The sequence below is a fragment of the Proteus genomosp. 6 genome (genome assembly GCF_040139785.1).
Lineage (GTDB): Bacteria > Pseudomonadota > Gammaproteobacteria > Enterobacterales > Enterobacteriaceae > Proteus.
On the sequence record NZ_JBEEVJ010000002.1, the window covers coordinates 236,820 to 256,673 of the forward strand.

18 protein-coding genes are annotated in these 19,854 nt (G+C 39.5%); 3 read left to right on the forward strand and 15 right to left on the reverse strand.

The window, feature by feature from the left end; all coding sequences use genetic code 11:
- Positions 1-184: 184 nt before the first annotated feature.
- Positions 185-1,174, reverse strand: coding sequence for a glycosyltransferase (locus ABN212_RS03620; protein WP_198621042.1), 990 nt, complete (start codon positions 1,172-1,174; stop codon positions 185-187).
- 378 nt (positions 1,175-1,552) lie between these two features.
- On the opposite strand from ABN212_RS03620, the gene ABN212_RS03625 reads away from it, so the two are divergent.
- The gene (locus ABN212_RS03625) at positions 1,553-2,926 is read left to right on the forward strand and encodes a type II toxin-antitoxin system HipA family toxin (protein WP_198626237.1); all 1,374 of its coding nucleotides are present in this window, start codon (positions 1,553-1,555) and stop codon (positions 2,924-2,926) included.
- Positions 2,923-3,300 (forward strand): helix-turn-helix transcriptional regulator, encoded by a 378-nt coding sequence (locus ABN212_RS03630; RefSeq protein ID WP_196532870.1) that lies wholly within the window; start codon positions 2,923-2,925, stop codon positions 3,298-3,300. Before ABN212_RS03625 ends, ABN212_RS03630 begins: the two co-directional genes overlap by 4 nt.
- Before the next feature lie 128 nt (positions 3,301-3,428).
- Here the strand turns inward: ABN212_RS03630 and hycI are convergent, their stop codons facing one another.
- The 12 genes from hycI to efp all read right to left on the reverse strand — a co-directional run bounded on the left by hycI (position 3,429) and on the right by efp (position 16,224).
- Complete coding sequence (hycI, locus tag ABN212_RS03635) at positions 3,429-3,929, reverse strand: hydrogenase maturation peptidase HycI (protein ID WP_198621040.1); 501 nt, start codon at positions 3,927-3,929, stop codon at positions 3,429-3,431.
- Positions 3,926-4,336, reverse strand: a complete 411-nt coding sequence (locus ABN212_RS03640; RefSeq protein WP_198621039.1) for a formate hydrogenlyase maturation HycH family protein — start codon at positions 4,334-4,336, stop codon at positions 3,926-3,928. Before ABN212_RS03640 ends, hycI begins: the two co-directional genes overlap by 4 nt.
- Positions 4,329-5,111, reverse strand: coding sequence for an NADH-quinone oxidoreductase subunit B family protein (locus ABN212_RS03645; RefSeq protein WP_072064386.1), 783 nt, complete (start codon positions 5,109-5,111; stop codon positions 4,329-4,331). The genes ABN212_RS03640 and ABN212_RS03645 overlap by 8 nt, the downstream gene beginning before the upstream one ends.
- Entirely contained in the window at positions 5,108-5,662 is a 555-nt protein-coding gene (gene hyfH / locus ABN212_RS03650; RefSeq protein WP_151436131.1) for a hydrogenase 4 subunit H, read from the reverse strand. Before hyfH ends, ABN212_RS03645 begins: the two co-directional genes overlap by 4 nt.
- Before the next feature lie 11 nt (positions 5,663-5,673).
- Positions 5,674-7,407, reverse strand: a complete 1,734-nt coding sequence (locus tag ABN212_RS03655; protein ID WP_109374271.1) for an NADH-quinone oxidoreductase subunit C — start codon at positions 7,405-7,407, stop codon at positions 5,674-5,676.
- Position 7,408: 1 nt separating this feature from the next.
- A complete protein-coding gene (locus ABN212_RS03660; protein ID WP_198621038.1) occupies positions 7,409-8,977 on the reverse strand; it encodes a hydrogenase 4 subunit F in 1,569 nt (522 codons plus the stop codon).
- A 4-nt stretch (positions 8,978-8,981) separates the two neighbouring features.
- The gene (hyfE, locus tag ABN212_RS03665; RefSeq protein ID WP_349442889.1) at positions 8,982-9,632 is read right to left on the reverse strand and encodes a hydrogenase 4 membrane subunit; all 651 of its coding nucleotides are present in this window, start codon (positions 9,630-9,632) and stop codon (positions 8,982-8,984) included.
- Positions 9,633-9,644: 12 nt separating this feature from the next.
- Positions 9,645-11,096, reverse strand: coding sequence for a hydrogenase 4 subunit D (locus ABN212_RS03670; protein WP_109374268.1), 1,452 nt, complete (start codon positions 11,094-11,096; stop codon positions 9,645-9,647).
- A 6-nt stretch (positions 11,097-11,102) separates the two neighbouring features.
- Positions 11,103-12,053, reverse strand: a complete 951-nt coding sequence (locus ABN212_RS03675; RefSeq protein WP_006536164.1) for a respiratory chain complex I subunit 1 family protein — start codon at positions 12,051-12,053, stop codon at positions 11,103-11,105.
- 12 nt (positions 12,054-12,065) lie between these two features.
- A complete protein-coding gene (gene hyfB / locus ABN212_RS03680; protein ID WP_349442891.1) occupies positions 12,066-14,081 on the reverse strand; it encodes a hydrogenase 4 subunit B in 2,016 nt (671 codons plus the stop codon).
- 1 nt (position 14,082) lies between these two features.
- Positions 14,083-14,703, reverse strand: a complete 621-nt coding sequence (locus ABN212_RS03685; RefSeq protein ID WP_198621036.1) for a 4Fe-4S dicluster domain-containing protein — start codon at positions 14,701-14,703, stop codon at positions 14,083-14,085.
- A 954-nt stretch (positions 14,704-15,657) separates the two neighbouring features.
- A complete protein-coding gene (gene efp, locus ABN212_RS03690) occupies positions 15,658-16,224 on the reverse strand; it encodes an elongation factor P (protein WP_088494539.1) in 567 nt (188 codons plus the stop codon).
- A gap of 44 nt (positions 16,225-16,268) precedes the next feature.
- Between efp and epmB the strand changes: the two genes are divergently transcribed.
- Entirely contained in the window at positions 16,269-17,297 is a 1,029-nt protein-coding gene (epmB, locus tag ABN212_RS03695; protein WP_349442892.1) for an EF-P beta-lysylation protein EpmB, read from the forward strand.
- A 106-nt stretch (positions 17,298-17,403) separates the two neighbouring features.
- Here the strand turns inward: epmB and ABN212_RS03700 are convergent, their stop codons facing one another.
- Together ABN212_RS03700 and ABN212_RS03705 are read right to left on the reverse strand one after the other, a co-directional pair.
- Positions 17,404-17,748, reverse strand: a complete 345-nt coding sequence (locus ABN212_RS03700; protein ID WP_023582946.1) for a DUF4156 domain-containing protein — start codon at positions 17,746-17,748, stop codon at positions 17,404-17,406.
- A gap of 325 nt (positions 17,749-18,073) precedes the next feature.
- Complete coding sequence (locus ABN212_RS03705) at positions 18,074-19,705, reverse strand: Na+/H+ antiporter (protein WP_198632389.1); 1,632 nt, start codon at positions 19,703-19,705, stop codon at positions 18,074-18,076.
- Positions 19,706-19,854 lie beyond the last annotated feature (149 nt).

Below are 19,854 nucleotides of genomic sequence, written 5' to 3' on the forward strand. Positions count from 1 at the left end.
ACTCATTATGGCAAAATTCTAGCAAGTGCACAGTATTTTTCTAATAAATAAGTTATATATTTATCATTGAATTTATTAGTGAGCGCAAAACGAAATAAAATGAATTTTTAACGAAATTAGATTATTTCCTTTTATTTAATATACATTGAAAATAAAAAAGGCACATTATTGTGCCCTCTTGTGATCATGAATTTAATATTCTTTTTAATTTAAAATAGCGTCGACCTAAACGCCAACGTAATCTTAGATCTTTCGCATTTTTCCAGATCAGCGTCCATATCCCTCTATCAAAAAATTCTTTAATGATTTGTTTTTTAATTTCAATAGATTGAATAGCAACAATTGAGTGAATAATTCCCAAACCCTCTTTTGCGATTTGCCAATAACACGCATTAATATTTTGAGCCACTTTCTTATGTTTTTGATTAATAGCATCAAGCATTTCTAATATTTTCATGTAATTATGAATTGTTCTAACATGAATACTGTCATTAGGTGTTGCATGAGAAACCGATCCGGAATGAATCAAGTAATCGTAATAGCGTTCATCGATATATTTAACCCGTCGCGCTGTTAATAACACTTCAGTTGTCCACGGAATATCTTGATGATGTAAACCTGGTTCAAAATAATAACCATGATCAAGTAAAAATTCACGACGATAAATATTTAGCCAAGTCACATGTAAGAATTTTTTAGAGTTTAATGCAATTTCTAGCCATTGCGGCCCCGTTAAAACGCCCGTTGTCTGCAAGCGATTAGATGGAAATATAGGTCGTGAAGGACGCCCATCTGTATAAACATAATTACCATTACAGGTTAAAATATCCAAATTATCATCTTTAGCTACATTAAGCATTCTGTCATACATATTAGGATGAATTACATCATCAATATCAGGAAAAACAATATATTGACCTTTTGAAATATTAAATCCAACATTACGAGCAACAGATACACCTTGGTTTTCCTGATCAATAATAGTGACTCGAGGAAATCTTTCTTTCCATTTTTGCAATATTTTAAGTGAATTATCTCTAGAGCCATCATTAACTAAAATGAGTTCCCAATCATTTAATTTAATAGATTGTAATCCATTGAAAAATTGAGATAAAAATCTCTCACCATTATAAATGGCGACGACGATACTCAGTTGAGGTATAGAAGAAGACATAACCCACCTTTTATATTCTTAGCTAAGAAAAGAATTTCTCCTTAAATAGTTAGTATTGAAAACAAGCAAACAGAGTAATTCACAGAGTTAATTACCCTTAATTCATTCTTAATGAAAACTTAATTTTTAACTAACTAAAGGTGAAAATGATATTTAATGAAGATAAGTATAATTAACTTCTTTTTATCTCTTATGAAGAAAGGGTTAAGGTGGTTTGTTTTTTAAAAGAGATAACTAAAGGGAAAATTAAGGTTAGCGTGGAGAATAAATGTTATTAGCAGGCATTCAATTTAACAATGCGTAATATAAGTTACAAAAAACTCATTTTTATGTTTTAATGAGTGAAATATCACTCATTGTATTTATAAGGCAATCAATATGGAAAAAGTAACATTACAAGCATTCCTTGATCAAGAATGGAGAGATATTGCTATTATTAACTTTCCTGATCATGATCGCACATTATATGCAAGCAAGTATGATATTACCTATCCAATCACTGAATTAGAGTATGAAACAAATTATTCAGTGGATTACCTGTATCAAGACGACAACCACTCTGTTTCTATTAATCATCCTGTTGCCCTTTATTTTGATGATAATGGCTCTCCAAGTTGGCTTAAATTTTTAGATGATATTGTACCTAGTGGAGCAAGTCGGAGATATTGGGTTCAATATCTTGATATTTCGAATTTGACTGTAGAACAACAAAACTATGAATTACTTTATCATGGTACTATTTCACCTATTGGTAACTTACGTGTAAAAGAATCACTGCCAGCCCCTTCTAACTTAAATGAACACCTTGTTTTTACTATTGATGATGTCAAAAATAGAGCCAGCGATTTTCTAGATTACGCACAACGTAAAGGCGCAGCCGCTGGTGGTGCAACAGGTGCCGGAGGCGAAGCTCCGAAATTGTTATTAAGATGCAGTGATAATGAAGAAGTTTGGATTGATACTTATCAAGATGATATATCTAACCATGATAAATATTACTTAGTTAAATTTCCGAGAGGAAAACGTTCAAGTATAGATTGTGATATTTTAAGAACAGAATATCATTTTTATCATGAACTTACTGCAATGGGTTTCAATACTATTTCTATTGAAGGTATGCGTCTAGAAGAAGGAAATAATTACCCTTCTTTATGGCTTCCTCGTTTTGATATCAAAAGAGAAAATCATAAAGTTATTCGTTTAGCTATAGAATCTGTCTATTCCATATTGAATAAAGCACCAGGCACAACTCTATATCATGAAACAGTGATCAGAGAATTAATTGATAAAATTAATCAAAGTAATATGGTCACCCAATTTGATTTTCAATTTGATACAAACGATTTTATTATTGAATGGGTAAGGCGAGATTTATTGAATATCATTTTTGGTAATAGTGATAACCATGGTCGAAATACTTCTTTTATAAGAAACAATAACTCAATTTATCTTGCCCCTATCTATGACTTTGCACCGATGAAGGCTGATCCTGAAGGTATTGCTAGAACAACAAAATGGCATTCACAAAGTGAAATGGGAGGAGAGTATAATTTTATTAATATCGCAAATTCTTTATCTGATTTAATACCACAAGAACAGTTAATTAACGCGCTAAAAGAAACCGCCTTACAACTCATTACGTTAAAAGAAAGATTAGAGGTAAGAGGTGTGCCAATACAAATCCTCACAATGCCTTCATTTGGTTTTGATTTTATACCTAATAAACTAGAACGCTGGGGATTACTATCATGAGTAATGTCAAAAATAAAATCCAAATAAGCAAATCTCCGGCTAGAGTATCTAAAACACGTCAATCTGTTGCAACCGTGGACAGAAAAGAAGTGATTAATCAGATCATGTCTCAGTTGTTATTTGGAGAAATAAGCCAAGGAGAGGCATTAAAAATATTAAGAATAAAAATATTAAGTTTAAACCAAGAACGCTATGCAAAACTTATTAATATTTCACGCAAGACACTATCAGAAATAGAAAATGACAAAGGTAATTATTCTGCTGACATTATTAATAAAGCATTTAAACCATTTGGATTAAAGATTGGACTGATCCCTTTTTCTCCTCATGTCTTATTTTCATTACTAAAAGAGCACAGCAATAACAATGCGTAATATAAGTTACAAAAAACACTTTTTTTATAACTAATGACACTTATATCACTCATTAATGAAAAACATCCGCAAAGCGGATGTTTTTCTTTTTTATTTATATCAAAAATCGGTGGATACTTGTTGTACTTTTATTCTTCAATATCTTCTTCATCGCAGACTTCAAGCGCTGGAAAGTAATCAACTCTCCAAGACTTGATCCCTTGATACACTTCATCAACGGCATTTTTTACCGCTTCGGTCATTGGATAATAAAAACCAACGAGATCGGGTTGTATCCCTAAGAAAGTAATATCTGGAATATCATCTTTTAATTGATCGATAAGAAAATTCAGCGGCATATTATGAGTGCTCATAATAAACATTTCCGCTATGTAGTCAGGATCTATCACCCTAATCTCACCAGGGTTTAAACCAATATCTGCGGCATCAACAATGACAACACATTGAGGTTGTAACTCTCTTACTTGATAAGAGACATTTTCAGGCGCACTTCCTCCGTTGATAACAATCCATCCATCAATAGGGTTTGCTTCCATTAACTCAGCAAGCAGAGGGCCTGCACCATCATCGCCCATCATACTGTTGCCGACTGTTAATACCACTTTAGGTGCTGTCATTGCTTTACTCATGGCTTTCTCTTCACAATCAAATAAATAGCAGGCTCTGCGTGGATCTCACCCAGTAATTTAATCAGCGTTTGACTCCACTCACTAAAAATGGGATCTTCATTTTTGATAATAGGATCAAATGCTAACGCTAATAAGTGAGTATGCTCAGAGTTAATATTGATTTCGCCAAATGTTAGCAATCCTTGCATTTTGCGTTTGGCTTCACCTTCAGGTAATAAGTCAATCCATGCTTTATATTTTTCTAAAGGGCAGACTAGCTCTGTTTTTAAGCAATCAATCATACCCACATGGTGACCAATCGCGAGTGAGTAATACATGACCTGTTGCGCTTCCGCAGGAATATCATCATCGCTATCAACAAACTTTTGTCTTAATGACCAAAAGTAAACGTTAGCATCATCAGGCATAAATCCCCCCTTGGCTTAATGAATAAACAAGGCGTTTTACAATCTCAGATAAACGAGGATCATTCGCTTGTCGTAGCCATTCATCTACACGTCCGCTGACTTCCTGAATAGTAGCGCCTTCTAATAAGGTGAGGAAATGATCACTGATTTGTCTTCCCTGATAATAGCCAGCAAGACGGCGCGCTTCACGCTCAATCATCACGCGAGCATCTAAAGGAATCGAAGGCAGAATTAGAGAGGCTTTTTCATTCTCTACTTCAATGTGCGATTCGCCTTTTAATTTTTGGTCTAACAAGCCCAGTGCAACAGCAAATCCATAAATCGTCGCCGCAGGTGTTGGAGGACAACCTGGGATCCACACATCAATAGGCACGATAGATTCACTACCACCCCATACACAATAAAGATCGTGGAAAATCCCACCACCACAGCCACAAGCGCCATAAGAGATACAGATTTTTGGATCAGGCGCTGATTCATAAGCACGTAATGCAGGAACACGCATCTGGCGCGTTACTGCGCCAGTGAATAATAAAATATCAGCGTGACGAGGCGAGGCTACCACTTTGATACCAAAACGTTCAGCATCAAAAACCGGTGTAATTGCGGAGAAAATTTCAATCTCACAACCATTACAACCACCACAGTCAACACGATAAACATAAGCTGAACGCTGAATATCTTTCAACAATGTCTGCTTTAGCTTTTTAACCTGATCATCAAGGGTGATAGGCTGGCTAACATGATGATTAATGGGAATTTCTGGTAGACTCATTTTATTGTACTCCCAATTTCGCCCACACTAATATTTTCACGACCATCAGATAACAAGTTATGTTTACGCTTACATTCAGGGCAAGTTTCAAATTGTGGGCGCATCGCTTCTACGGTTTGCTCATCCCAGCCTGATTGCACTAATAGTTCCATCGCATATTCAACTGATTTTCTAGGCGTAAATGGTTGATGGCATTCACGGCAATTCAATAATTTAAAAGTGCCTTTAATATAAAGATCTGACTTTTTAGTCACTGCCGTTTCAAACATATCGGATAAAACAATCGCTCTTGTTGGGCAAACTTCTTCACAACGACCGCAATAAATACAGCGACCAATGAATAATTGCCAATGACGCTCGCCTGTTTCCAAATTCGTTTCCATCGTTAACGCATTAGCAGGACATGCTGAGGTGCAGGCACCACAGACAATGCATTGCTGTGCATCATATTCAGGCTTTCCTCTGAAACCATCAGGTAAATCCAGAGGCTTAAACGGATATTTGGTCGTTGCTTCGCCTGTTTTGATTATGGTTTTAAACAATTTTAACATCGTTCATTCCCTCACTTGAGCGGCGAATTTTTACGTTCGATGCTGTAACGTTCAATTTCTTTATAAGAAACTGTTTTAGATTTACGTTTTTTCACATCGACGAGCGTTACCCTGTCAGTACAGGAATAACAAGGGTCAAGACTACCGATAATTAACGGCGCATCAGAGACGGTATTTCCTTGCAACATATAACGTAATACTGGCCAGTTAGCATAAGTTGCAGCACGGCAACGCCAGCGGAATAATTTTTGGTTATCACCCAACATACTCCAGTGAACATCTTCACCGCGTGGTGCTTCAGTAAAGCCCAGAGCAAATTTATATGGCTGATAAGTAAAGCCTTCGGTTAATAATGGACCTTCTGGCAAGTTATCTAAGGCATATTCAATCATTGCCATTGAATCCAAGACTTCTTTAATACGTACCATCACACGGGAAAATACGTCGCCACCTTCATAACTAAAGAGCGTCAGTGGAAGATTGCCATAATCTGCAAATGGGTGGTCAAAACGCACGTCACGTTTAAAACCACTCGCTCTTATCATTGGACCTACTGGGCTAAAATCACGAGCCACTTTCTTATCTAAGATACCAACACCAACAGTACGTTGTTCCATATTCGGCGCTGATAGCAATATATCCACTAATTCAGTGACTTCTTTGCGCATTTCTCTAACAAGTTGGATAGTCTTCAGACGCTGATCTTTTAAGATATCGCGACGAATACCCCCAATTAAGTTCAAGCCATACGTTTTACGCGCACCGGTGAGCATCTCTGCAATCTGCATTGATTTTTCACGAATACGGAAAAATTGCATAAAGCCAGTATCAAAGCCTGTAAAGTGACTAGCTAAACCAATGTTTAATAAATGGCTATGAAGACGTTCAACTTCTAATAAGATAGAACGAATAGTATGCGCACGACGTGGTACTTCAATGCCTAACGCATTTTCAACAGAAGTCACATACGCCACACTGTGAGTAAAACCACAGATACCACACACGCGGTCTGATAAGAATGTCACTTCGTTATAACCCATACGGGTTTCTGCCAGTTTTTCCATACCACGATGAACATAGAACATGCGGTAATCGGCATCGACAATGTTTTCACCGTCTACAAATAAGCGGAAGTGTCCTGGTTCATCCGAAGTAATGTGCATTGGACCAATTGGCACAACGCGTGCATCTTGCTTACCTTCGTTCAAGAAGGGATAAGTTTCAACTTCAGTTGAGGGTGCTGGACGTTGGCGATAATCCATCGCATCTTTACGCAGTGGATACATCTCTTCAGGCCAGTCATCTGGAAGCACTAAACGACGTTCATCAGGTAAACCAACAGGGATAAGACCATACATATCACGGATTTCACGTTCACCCCACACTGCGGCTGGTACACGCGGTGTCACTGACGGAAACTCTAAAGTGATTGGGCTAACATGGGCTTTTACAACAACCCAGCATTTTTCACCCTCTTCCATTGATAATGCGTAATAAACAGCATAGTCCCCGTTTAAACTACGTTCGTCATTACCGAATAAAACAGGTAACCAACCGCCTAAGCCGTAATACAGATATTCCACCACTTCAGGGAGTGATTCCGTTTTTACTGTTATCGTCAATTGATCAGCGGTTTGTCGCTCTTCATCAAGAACGGCTGATGGGAATTTCTCACGAACCTTGGCAACGTAATCTCCGCCTAGTTCTTTTCCCTCTTTTCTACTGACATAATTTTGGTAGCTCACGTTACATCTCCTGAACCGATGTGGATGGATTGCTGATTAAAGCCGTTGGCCATGCATAAGTAGGTGACTCACTTTTATCAATATTCATCACGATATTAGCGGCATTTTCTAACAGCTCGCTGACAGGCTTAGGAATGTGAGTTCCCATTAACAGCATAAGTGCAATCAGAATGACCATTGGTAATGTGGTTAAAATTCCCAGTTCACCTTTAGCAACAACATCAGGTTTTGGACCAAAGACAGTTTTAGCCACCATACGAACTAGACCACCTAATACTACGGTCAATAACAATAATAGTAGGATAGTTAAGCCAATGTGCTGAGAAGCTAAACCTGCCACAACAATCATAAATTCACTAATAAAGACATTGAAAGGCGGCATACCACCTAGCGCTAAAGCACCACCAGCAAAAAGGGCTGCACTTAATGGCATCACTTTAAACATGCCTTTCACGACATTTAAATCACGAGTACCATATTTCAATAACACGTTACCTGAACCACAGAACAACAGTGCTTTCGCTAAGCTGTGGTTTAAGGTGTGGAATAAAGCAGCCAAAATACCAATTGGTCCGCCAATCCCTAATGCGACGGCAATTAATCCCATGTTTTCCACACTGGAATACGCTAAAAGACGTTTCATATCACGCTGAATAAGAATAAAGAACGCCGCGATAGCAACAGAGAGGAAACCAAAGATTAACAATAAGTTACGTGTAAACTCAGTACCAATTGCCGCATCAATAATGATGTAGTAACGAATGATGATTAACAGCGCACAATTCAGTAAAACCGCTGATAACAACGCACTGACAGGACTTGGTGCTTCACTGTGTGCATCTGGTAACCATGCGTGCATTGGGAATAAACCCGTTTTGGTACCGAAACCGATTAAAATAAAGACAAAAGCTAAATGCATCAATGTTGGATCTAACTGGTCTGTATATTTCAACACTTCAGTCCAGAAGATCGCCTGATCTGGATCAGGCATAAAGCTTGCGGCATTGGCATAAACCAAAATAGTCCCGAAAAGACCAAACGCCACACCCACACTACAAATGATGATGTACTTCCACGCAGCTTCCAAAGAAGAACGTTGACCATAAATTCCGACTAAGAATGCAGAGCTTAAGGTTGTTGCTTCAATTGCCGCCCACATTAAGATCAAGTTATTACTGGTGATTGCCAATAACATGGTGAACAAAAAGAGGTGGAAGAAACCATAGTAATTACACAAAGTGCGTACTGAGATTTCGCCCTCATCCACTTCATGATTCATATAGCCAATAGAATAAAGCCCCGTTAAAAAGCCGATAATACCTAAGATAGCGAGAAATAATGCGCCGAGGCTATCCACATGAACCCAATTAGCAGCAGCCAATATTTCGCCATGAGACATGACATCTGCCACAGTCCCTAATGCAGCGATTAACAATACGGTGATACCAATAGCATGAATACCCGTCACAATAGGGCGCGCACCGGCTTTTAATAACGGACTTAGAAACGCCAGTATTGAAAATACCAACGGTGAAAACATTAAAATCGTTAACATGGTTGTTTGGTTCATCTCCTCACCCCTTCAGCGCGGTCAGTTGATCCACGTTCAGTGTGTTGAGCGTGCAGTAAATCTTACGAGCCAACACTGCCATCACAATCACAGCGAAGATGGCGTCAGTGGCGATCCCGATTTCGACCAGTTCTGGTGCTCTCCACGCCAATAATGCCAGTGTTAAGTGAGAGCCGTTTTCCATTAAACAATAACCAAAAGCTTGTTTTAGGATATTTCGCTGAGTCACGATACACAGCAGACCCAACATAAAATGTCCCAGAGAAACTGCGAGTGCAGGTTTCAAATCAACGACCATTGGTATTTGAATTGGCTCAACGACGAACCAGCTTAAGACCACAATCACTGCGGCTAGCAGCATTAATATTGCTGGGCTGATAACGCCAGCATTCGCACTAGGATCGGATAACTTACGGAATGCAAATCCTAGAATAAGTGGCACAAGCAGAACTTTAGTGAAGAAAGCGGTAATGGCCCAAAGTGTGAGTTGGTGTGCATCTAATGTATTGGCTAAAGTGACGAAAATCATCACTAAAACGAAAGATTGCAATGCATAGAACCAACAGGATGCAATTGGCTTTTTCGCGCCAATTACCAGTAGCGAGGTGATCATCATTAACCCCGCCAGATTGTTTACGATAAGTGCTCCAGTCATGATTTATCTCCCTTATCCTAGCCAAGTGACTGCGATAACACTGGATGCAAAGGACATAATAATCAGTATTCCAATTACAATTTGCATTGCCATAGGAACAGGCTGTCCTTCCTCAACTTCTGTACTTGGTTTGCCAGGAACGACACGACCAAACCAGTAGATAAACCAAGTGAAGCTAGCAACAGATTCAATCAGTACTAGCACCATAATTGGTGTCATCACCCAGAAAACACTCGACAGTTCAAAACCTGCGGCAAAAATTGGGAATTTACTAAAGAAGCCATTCATTGGTGGAACACCTGCGATTGCCAGCGCAGCAACACAGAAACCCACACCCAATAATGGATATTTATTAATTAACCCTTTTAAGCGCGGCAACATACGAGTACCACAGCTATAACTCAATGCACCAGCAACTAAGAAGAACAAACTTTTAGCGAAGGCATGGTTAAAGATATAAGCAATACCACCTTCAAACGCTTCGCGCGGTCCAAAGATTGAAATAGATAATGCAAGGAAGATATAAGAGAGCTGAGTGATAGTTGACCATGCTAACAAGCGTTTCATATCTTTTTGTGGCAGATACATCATAAAGCCATAAATCAACGTGATAACCGCCATGGTAATACCCACCCAACCAATAAGGTGAGGAACATCACCATCTGCTGACATAATCGCACGAGCAAAGATGTAAACACCGACTTTTACCATTGACGCGGCGTGTAAGTAAGCACTCACAGGAGTTGGTGCTTCCATCGCATCAGGTAACCAAGCTTGCAGTGGTAATTGCGCTGATTTACCCCAAGCAGCAAAGAGAATTCCACCAAACACAATCAGTTTGGTTGGCTCATCTAAGGTTGCAATTGCGGTTAATTCAAATGTCCCCGTACTCACAAACAGAGTTGCAGCTGCGAGATAAAGACCGATTGAAGCAACGTGAGTGATCAACAACGCTTTCATTGCTGAACGGAGCGATTTTTCAGATTGGTAGTAACCGATTAATCCCCAAGAACATCCCCCGGTGATTTCGAAAAACAGGAGTTGCCCCAGAATAGTCGATGAAAGGACTAACCCCGCCATTGCACCAATAAAAATCAACAAGAAGGCATAATAGCGACGAGTACCATCATGTGGATGCTCGCGGTTGCCATTGGTTAGATAGCCAGTGGAGTAAAAACTCACCAACAATCCTAAGAACACAACAGCGAAAGCAATCAATGTACTGACACGATCAATGGTAAAACCAAAGAGCGCAACATCGCCATATTGTACTAGCGTAATTGTGGTATCGACTTTACCTTCAGCGAGGAACTGCCAACCTAAAACAACCGTTCCTAATGTGGCTAATAAAGCGAACAGTGTACATAACCACTTCGCCATCCGATTTGGCATTAAGGACGTAATCAACGCCCCCGCAAATGGGATGAGTAAGGTCGCAAGAGCTATATTTTCCATTGTAATCATCGCTCCTTATAGACCGGTTAAATAGAAAACAAGAGCCAGTGCCGCAACACCGAATCCTAACCATGTCACATGGTGAGTCAGTAAGAAGCGACCACGCGCTAAACTGTTTTCAACCAATGACGCTAATACAAACACCACTAACAATTTTACTGCCATTAAAACTAACGCAATGATCAGTGCAATAAAGGTGAATTCTGTTGCTTTACCAAAAGGAATAAATATGGCTAAGAACAGTTCAGCCACTACCACTTGTTTTAACCCAAGACCCAGTTTCACCATGGCAAAACCAGAGCCTGAATATTCAGTTAATGGTCCTTCTTGTAACTCTTGCTCAGCTTCTGCAACGTCGAATGGCATTTTTCCCATTTCGATAAATGCAGCAAAAGCACAAGCTAATAAGGCTAACAGTGTGGCAGTTGGTGATACCCACCCTTGAGCAAGTGTTGCACTAATAGTGCCGACGTTGGTTGAACCCACAATTAAAGCCACCACAATCAGTGATAACACTAAGATAGGCTCTACTAACACACCCAGAGTTAATTCACGGCTAGCACCAATACCAGCAAATGGGCTTCCTGAATCCAGACCCGATAAAGAGAAGAAGAAACGATAAAGTGCAAACAGATAAATCAGTGCGATAAGATCGGCTGCACCCGCAAACAGTGACGTTGCGGTAAAGACAGGCAGTGCCATTGCAACCACCAGCATGCTGCCAAGTAATACATAAGGCATCACTTGGAAGATCACGCCAGATTGCTCAGGTGCTACTGATTGACGTTTAAATAACTTAAAGATATCTCGATAATCTTGCAAAATCCCAGGGCCTTGACGCGAATGCATCTTGGCGCGAATTGTGCGCGAAATACCTGTACATAATGGGGTTATCGCCAACAAAAAGAGTGCTTGTATTAGTGCGAATATACCCATCATTAACGTAGGTGCTTCTTGGAAAGTCATAAGTCCCTCTCCTTACGCTGCGATGACTAAAAGCAAGATGACCAGCGCTGCAACAACGTATAGACAATAGAGTCTGAAATCCCCGCCTTGTAGGCATTGGATACGTTTTGCAAAACGTTGGATACCACGAACCAGAGGATAAATAATGCGTTCATCCCAGAATGGTTCGACCTTTTCAGCACCGAGCTGTGTTTTATTAAAACCACGAGACAGCAATGGAGATGGATCAAGTTGTTTACGCATACGATAAAGTGGTGCAAACATGCTGCGTAATGCTTGAGTAAAGCCACCTGCTGACACTGCCATATCTTTTTCCCACACATAACCACACGCCCAAGGATTACCTTTACGACGAAACGCAGGTTGATTGCCTTTTAGGCCGAGGTAAATCAGGAATGGGATAAGCGGTAGAGCAATTAATAAAACAAATGTTAATGCTGGAGAGAACATTGCTTGTGATGCAGTATCAGGAACAAGCATTGAGCCTTGAGCCACAGTTAATGCGCTGGTTTCGCTAAGAGACATTGCAATATTGGCAATGATTGGTGCAACAAAAGCAGCTCCCACACCTAACACAACACAGAAAAGTGCTAATAAACCCATCGCAATCGTCATTGGTAGTGGTACTTCTTTTGCTTTTGTTGCTTGCTCACTACGAGGACCGCCACAGAAGCTAACACCATAGACTTTAACGAAACACATTGCCGCTAATGCCCCTGTAATTGCCAGCATAATAATGGCAATAGGACCACTTAAGCGCATCACAAAGTTACCTTCGTTACTCATCGTAAATAGAGACTGATAGGTATACCATTCACTAACAAAACCGTTTAATGGTGGTAACGCTGAAATCGCCATACAACCAATTAAGAATGCCGTTGCAGTGTAAGGCATCAGTTTGGCTAACCCACCCATTTTGTCCATATCACGAGTGTGAATTTGATTAATAATGGCGCCAGCACCGAGGAATAATAATCCTTTAAACACCGCATGGTTTAATAAGTGATATAAAGCACCTAACAGGCCAAGTGCGGCAATAACAGGATGATCTGTTGCCATTCCTACCATACCGACACCAACACCCATTAAAATGATGCCGATATTTTCAACGGTATGCCATGCAAGTAAACGTTTTAAATCGTGCTCTGCTAATGCGTACATAACACCCAATACAGAAGAAACCGCACCGAATGCGAGGACAACAATTCCCCACCACATTTCAGTAGCACCCAACAAATCGATACCGACTTTAATTATCCCGAAGATACCAATTTTAACCATTACACCTGACATTAATGCCGATGCATGTGAAGGTGCTGCAGGGTGAGCTTTTGGTAACCAACTATGTAATGGCAACATACCGGCTTTGGCACCAAAACCAAAGAAGCCCAGTAAGAACACCACAGAGGCCATCGCAGGAGAAAGTGAGAGTTGACGGAATGAATCAAAATCAAGGCTACCACTTTCACGCCACATCAAGAAGAAGGCAATCATGATTAACACGGAGCCTGCGTGAGCAATAAAGAAGTAGAGTAAACCTGCGTGAATAGATTCGTCATCTTGGTCAGCAATAACTAAGAACCAAGAAGCCAGTGACATCATTTCGAACAGGATAATAAAGTAGAACGCATTATCCATCACCACTAAGCCAACCATAGAAGCAATAAACAGATTCATAAAGAATCCCATGCTCCAAGCACCGCGTCCTTTATATTCTTGCACATAAGCAAGAGAATAAAGCGCACACACGCTGACCAGTAATGAAATGACGAACACCATAAAGGCGCCTAACATATCCATGCGCACCACAAAGGCGGCAAAATCGAAAGGCCCTGCGGCGGTAAAAGTAGCGATTTCACCACCAAAAATAACCGGTAATGCACTTAAAATACCTAAGACACCACCAATGATTGCGCTGATCCCTGAAATAAGGATTGCCAACCCTTCCTGTTTTTTTAAAAACAGTGCAATAACGCCACCAACAACATACAGGATGACTGACCACAGCAGTAACTGAAGAGGTTCCATATTACTTCCGCTCCTGTGTCAAAGTAGATAAATCGTCAAGATTCGTAATGGGTTCCATCACAGAGCCTAAGCGACGCGTTTTCATCTGCTCTTCAAGTTTGTCTTCTTCAACTAAATGCAATGCATCGGTTGGACATACGTTGACACAAGCAGGGCCTTCATCAGAGAAAGCACATAAATCACATTTCACTGCGATTGCGCGGATACCTGCATTCCATGCAAGGAATGGGTTGGTTGTTGGAAGACTTGCTGGCACATCTGCCAACATTTCTTCAGGCACAAAGTGTTCAAAAACAGCCGGTAAGTTAACGGGTTTACTACCTGATGGTGTAATTGCACCAAAAGGACAAACTAGACCACACAACTTACAGCCAATACACAGGCTCTCATTAAGAAAGATCATATTATCTTCATGAGTGATGGCATTGACTGGGCACACGCGAGCACAAGGAGCATCCTCACAGTGCCGACAAAGCATCGGTGCTGTCTGATCCTCCACTTTTACCACTGTAAGACGCGGATGCGCCTGTAAACCCACAGCTTGGTGAACTTCTGAGCAAGCTGCCATACAGGTATTACACCCTATGCATCGTTGTGGCTCTGCAATTACAAAGCGATTCATTCGCCACATCCTCCGAGAAAAACGTTTAACAGCATTACTGTCGTCAATTTTTCTTTAGATAAAGCATATTTCATGCCAAGAGAGGATTTAATTTATTTATGATAAAAATCATTAAGATAGAAACACAAGAAGGAACTAAGAATGACGTATCGACAATAATGACGTTGACACTTAACTAGAGTGTAAGAAATGAAATGAGACAGATAAAAATCGATTTTTTCTGCTTAATTGGCGTTATTACTCAAATACCATAATATTTGATAGAGTTTTATTTAGTGTTAGCAATTATTTTATTTCAGAGTTAAAAGCATTAACCGAAAATGATTATTTTAAACTAAATAATAATCTAGTTAATGATTCAATTATCGTTATTTAGGGATAGAAAATTAATAATAAAAGAGAGATGAAAAGATATGAGATTTTATTTAAAAAACCTAATTTAGTTAATATTAATCACAGAATAAAAGAAAAGAAGAAAAAAATAAAAGAGATATATCAAAGTAAATGTCTATATTGAAAGGGTTTCCCTAGTACAACTAAAATATAAAATAAAGATCAATAATATTACAGGATTAATGTTTTTATCTATACTCTTCAATATCTCTTAAAGGAAAGTCAAAATAACTTAAATAAATATTGCTGTGGATTGTCTTTACCAAAACAACCTACACGCTTATTTTAAAAAAATGGTTATTTTTTACCAATTCCAATATTGAATATCACATTCTATTTTGGCATCAGGAATAATGAAGGGGTAAATAAGTTAGAAACAAAATAATAACACATAAAATTAAATAATGCAGTAATACAAATCACTCAAATTTTTAGAAAGAAAATACTACCTATTAATCAATATTTATAAATTAAAATAAAAAAATACCGCAGATATTTAACATTATCTGCGGTAATTATTTATTGTGCTTATCGTTTCGCTCAGTAAAATAACCTATGCGATTATTTTACGCGCGATACGTATTCACCTGAACGAGTATCAACTTTGATAACTTCACCGATTTGTACAAACAGTGGAACTTTAACAACCGCACCAGTGCTTAATGTTGCTGGTTTACCACCTGTACCTGCGGTGTCACCTTTCAGGCCTGGATCAGTATCAACGATTTCTAATTCAACAAAGTTTGGTGGAACAACAGCGATAGGACGACCATCCCACAGTGTTACGATACACTCAGCTTGGTCAATCAGCCATTTAGCATTTTCGCCAACAGCTTTCTCGTCTGCTGCTAATTGTTCGAAGGTTTCGTTGTTCATGAAATGCCAGAACTCACCGTCGTTGTACAGGTAAGTTAAGTTGATATCCATGACATCAGCACCATCTGCTGAATCAGTAGATTTAAATGTTTTTTCCAGTAATTTGTTAGAAATCAGTTTACGCAGACGCACACGAGCAAATGCCTGACCTTTACCTGGTTTAACAAATTCACATTCAGTAATGACGGCTGGCTCGCCATCTAACATGATTTTAAGACCTGAACGAAAATCGTTGGTATTATAAGAAGCCATGAATATCCTCTAACTTTTTTAATTTAAAATGGCATAGCCAAAAAATGGCACACATTGTAACTCATAATCACCCCACCAGAGAAGTCTGGTTAACACAACTCGCGCAGGCAATCAGTGATCCTGTTGAATTACTCCAACTTTTAGCGTTGGAACATCACGCTGATCTCCAAAAAGGGGCTCAGGCGCGACGGCTTTTTCCGCTACGGGTTCCCCGTGAATTCGTTGCACGCATGAAAAAAGGCGATCCTAACGATCCATTACTTTTACAAGTATTAACTGCAAATGCTGAATTTACCATAACACCAGGATTTTCTACGGATCCGTTAGATGAGCAACAAAATACGGTGCCAGGTTTATTACATAAATATCAGAATCGTGCATTGCTTCTGGTCAAAGGTGGTTGCGCTGTCAATTGCCGCTACTGTTTTCGTCGTCATTTTCCTTACGAAGATAACAAAGGAAACAAAGCGAATTGGCAAAAAGCAATTGAGTATATCAAAAATAACTCAAAACTCGATGAAATCATCTTCTCAGGGGGAGATCCCCTTATGGCGAAAGATGATGAGCTTGATTGGTTGATAGCACAATTAGAGGCTATTCCTCATCTTAAGCGCTTACGTATCCACTCTCGCTTACCTGTGGTTATCCCTGCACGTATTACGGATACGCTATGCAAACGCCTGCAACAATCACGTTTGCAAAATATCATGGTATTGCACATCAATCACGCCAATGAGATTGATGACGCATTGAGAGAAGCTTGTTCAAAGCTAAAAAATGCCAACGTCACTTTATTGAATCAAGGTGTGTTATTACGAGGTGTCAATGACAGTGCTGAAGTCCTTGCGGATTTAAGTCGCACACTATTTGATGCCGGCATTATGCCGTATTACTTACATGTTCTAGATAAAGTGCAAGGTGCTGCTCACTTTATGGTGCCAGACAGTGAAGCAAGAGAGATCATGAAAGCACTAATGAGCTTAGTTTCAGGTTATATGGTACCTAAACTCACACGTGAAATTGGTGGTGAACCTAGTAAAACATTGTTAGATCTTGGATTACGCCAGCAATAATCCATATCACAAAAACAAAAAAGCTGTAGCTCAATTCAAATAGATGAAGTGACTACAGCTTTTTATCTATTAGCAGACTAATAAATAGTGAATAAATAAAATGCCCTTATTGGCATTTGTAAACTTGTCCACTCATTTTGCTATCTAATGGTGCAAAGCTATCAACAAAGCTACCTGCGCCAGTACCAACGTTAAAAATAACGTTACCACCCATTGCGGCTGCTTTATTACGTAGATCGTTAGCAGCACCTCGCAGTGATTGGCTTTCAGTACGGGAACCTGATAACCAGTTATTTTGAACACCAGTCACTGTTCCTAATAATTGGCATTCACTGCCTGGTTGCGTATCAGTGATTTGTACCTGTGAGCCCGCAGTGCTTAATGTGTTTGTTGCAGAACAGCCTGCTAGTAACAACGCAGCAGCAGCTCCCAATAACAATTTAATTCGCATGATCCCCTCATTTATTTGAGTGTCCGTTTAGTAATGACAACAATATACCTTGTCATCTCTCTTATGCGCAAAAATAAATCATCATCACTATCTCACATTAGCCAATAGCCTTAAGATATTATTTTCGCTTCAAACTTATTTTAACGTACAAATTCAGCTTTGAGATAGACAAAGCAATAATGCCCCTATTCTACACCGCTTTTATGCTTTTAAAACGATCTGACCTATTTTCAGCCTACACAGTGCGAGAATGAACACACAATTAGTTCATTTTTTTAAAAGTCTTCAGACAGCAAACCGCTATCTGAAGATAATATTGAACAAATTAACTCAAATGATGATTCAACGCTTCTTCTTTTAAATCTAATTCATGGCGTAAACGATGAAAAATATGTTCGCTAATATGACGTGATTTACGTAACTGCTGTAATGTATCGCGCTCTATTTTTAATGCACTGCGAGACAACTGACGCTCCATGCTAAACAAGCGTTTCAGATCAAGCGCCCCTTCTTGCACACTGTCTTCACTATCAAGACGACGGCTATAAATTTCTAATAAATGTGAACCTGCCTCATTGCGTAGTGACATCTCATCAAGATCTTCACAAGGTTGGTTCATTAGCTCATTAATATGCGCAATCGCCGCTTCGTTTAACGCCAAACGCGTACGAATTTCATCATTTTCATAAGGTAAATCTTCTGATAGCCCTTTAGTTAAAATCGGCAATGCAATTGTGGCTATCAATAATGAACAGAGAATAACGCCCATGGAAATAAAGATGGCGAGATCTCGTGTTGGGAAAGGTGAACCATCTGTCATTAATAAAGGAAGGGTTAAGATACCTGCTAGTGTAATCGCACCTCTAACACCCGCTGTTGCCATAATCGCCATTAAGCGCAGATCATGACGAGATAAACGTTTATTAGGAGAACGGAATACCGTCAGCGACATCGATACCCATACCCACGAAAAACGCAGTACAGCAAGTCCGATTGTAATAACGATAATATAACCTACAACTGCCCAAGGATTAGTTGCACCCGCCGATTGCGTCACTTCAGGTAAAATTTTCCACATTGCAGGAAGTTGTTCGCCTAATAGAATAAAAATCATGCCATTAAGTGCAACCTGAACCGTATCCCAAACCGCTTTACTTTGCATACGTGTCGCTGCTTGCATACGACCCACGATTTTTTCGTAGTGCATTGCAATACCAGCAACAACCGCTGCTAAGATCCCAGATACATGGAAATGCTCCGCTAATAAATAAGCAATAAACGGCATCAATAAGCTGATCAAGATTTGGATAGCTGGATCTTCACCAGTACGTTTAACCAAAAACTGATTTAATCGCCCAATCACGCCAGCCACAATCAAACCAATCGCAGCACCACCTAAAGCAACTAATAAAAATTGCCCCGTTGCTGAAGTAATAGAAAAAGAACCTGTTAATGCTGCTGCGACCGCAAAGCTAAAACAGACTAAGCCTGTAGCGTCATTAAGCAACGACTCGCCTTCTAAAATATGTGTCATACGTGAAGGAAGTGGCGAATTGACTGTCATTGCAGACACAGAAACAGGATCGGTTGGCGATAAAATCGCGGCTAATGCAAAAGCAATCGCAAGCGAAATAGAAGGAATAAGCCAATGAATAAAAAAGCCCATCCCAATTACGGTAACAACAACTAAACCGATCGCTAACGACATAATCGGTTTAATCTCTTGGAACAACGCCTCTTTGGGAATACGCCAACCATCTAAAAACAGCAATGGAGGAATAAAGAGGAACAAGAAAAGATGTGGATCAAACGCCACTTCAAAGCCAAAGATCGACAAACATGCGCCAACCGCAATTTGGATTAATGGCAAAGGAATTTTTTCTGACAGTAATCGTGAGATAAACACACTCACAATCACGGCAAAAAGAAAGATAAGTACAATTGCGACGACAGACATGGTGAGCACCCCAATTTATTTAATATTTTTTAAGCGGTGCAGTAAAAACGATCTGTTGCCTAATTGTAAAGAAATAAGTTGTTTCTAATTATATATAAAATGAATTATCTGATAATTCTGAAATAAAACGGCATAAAAAGACCCGAGTC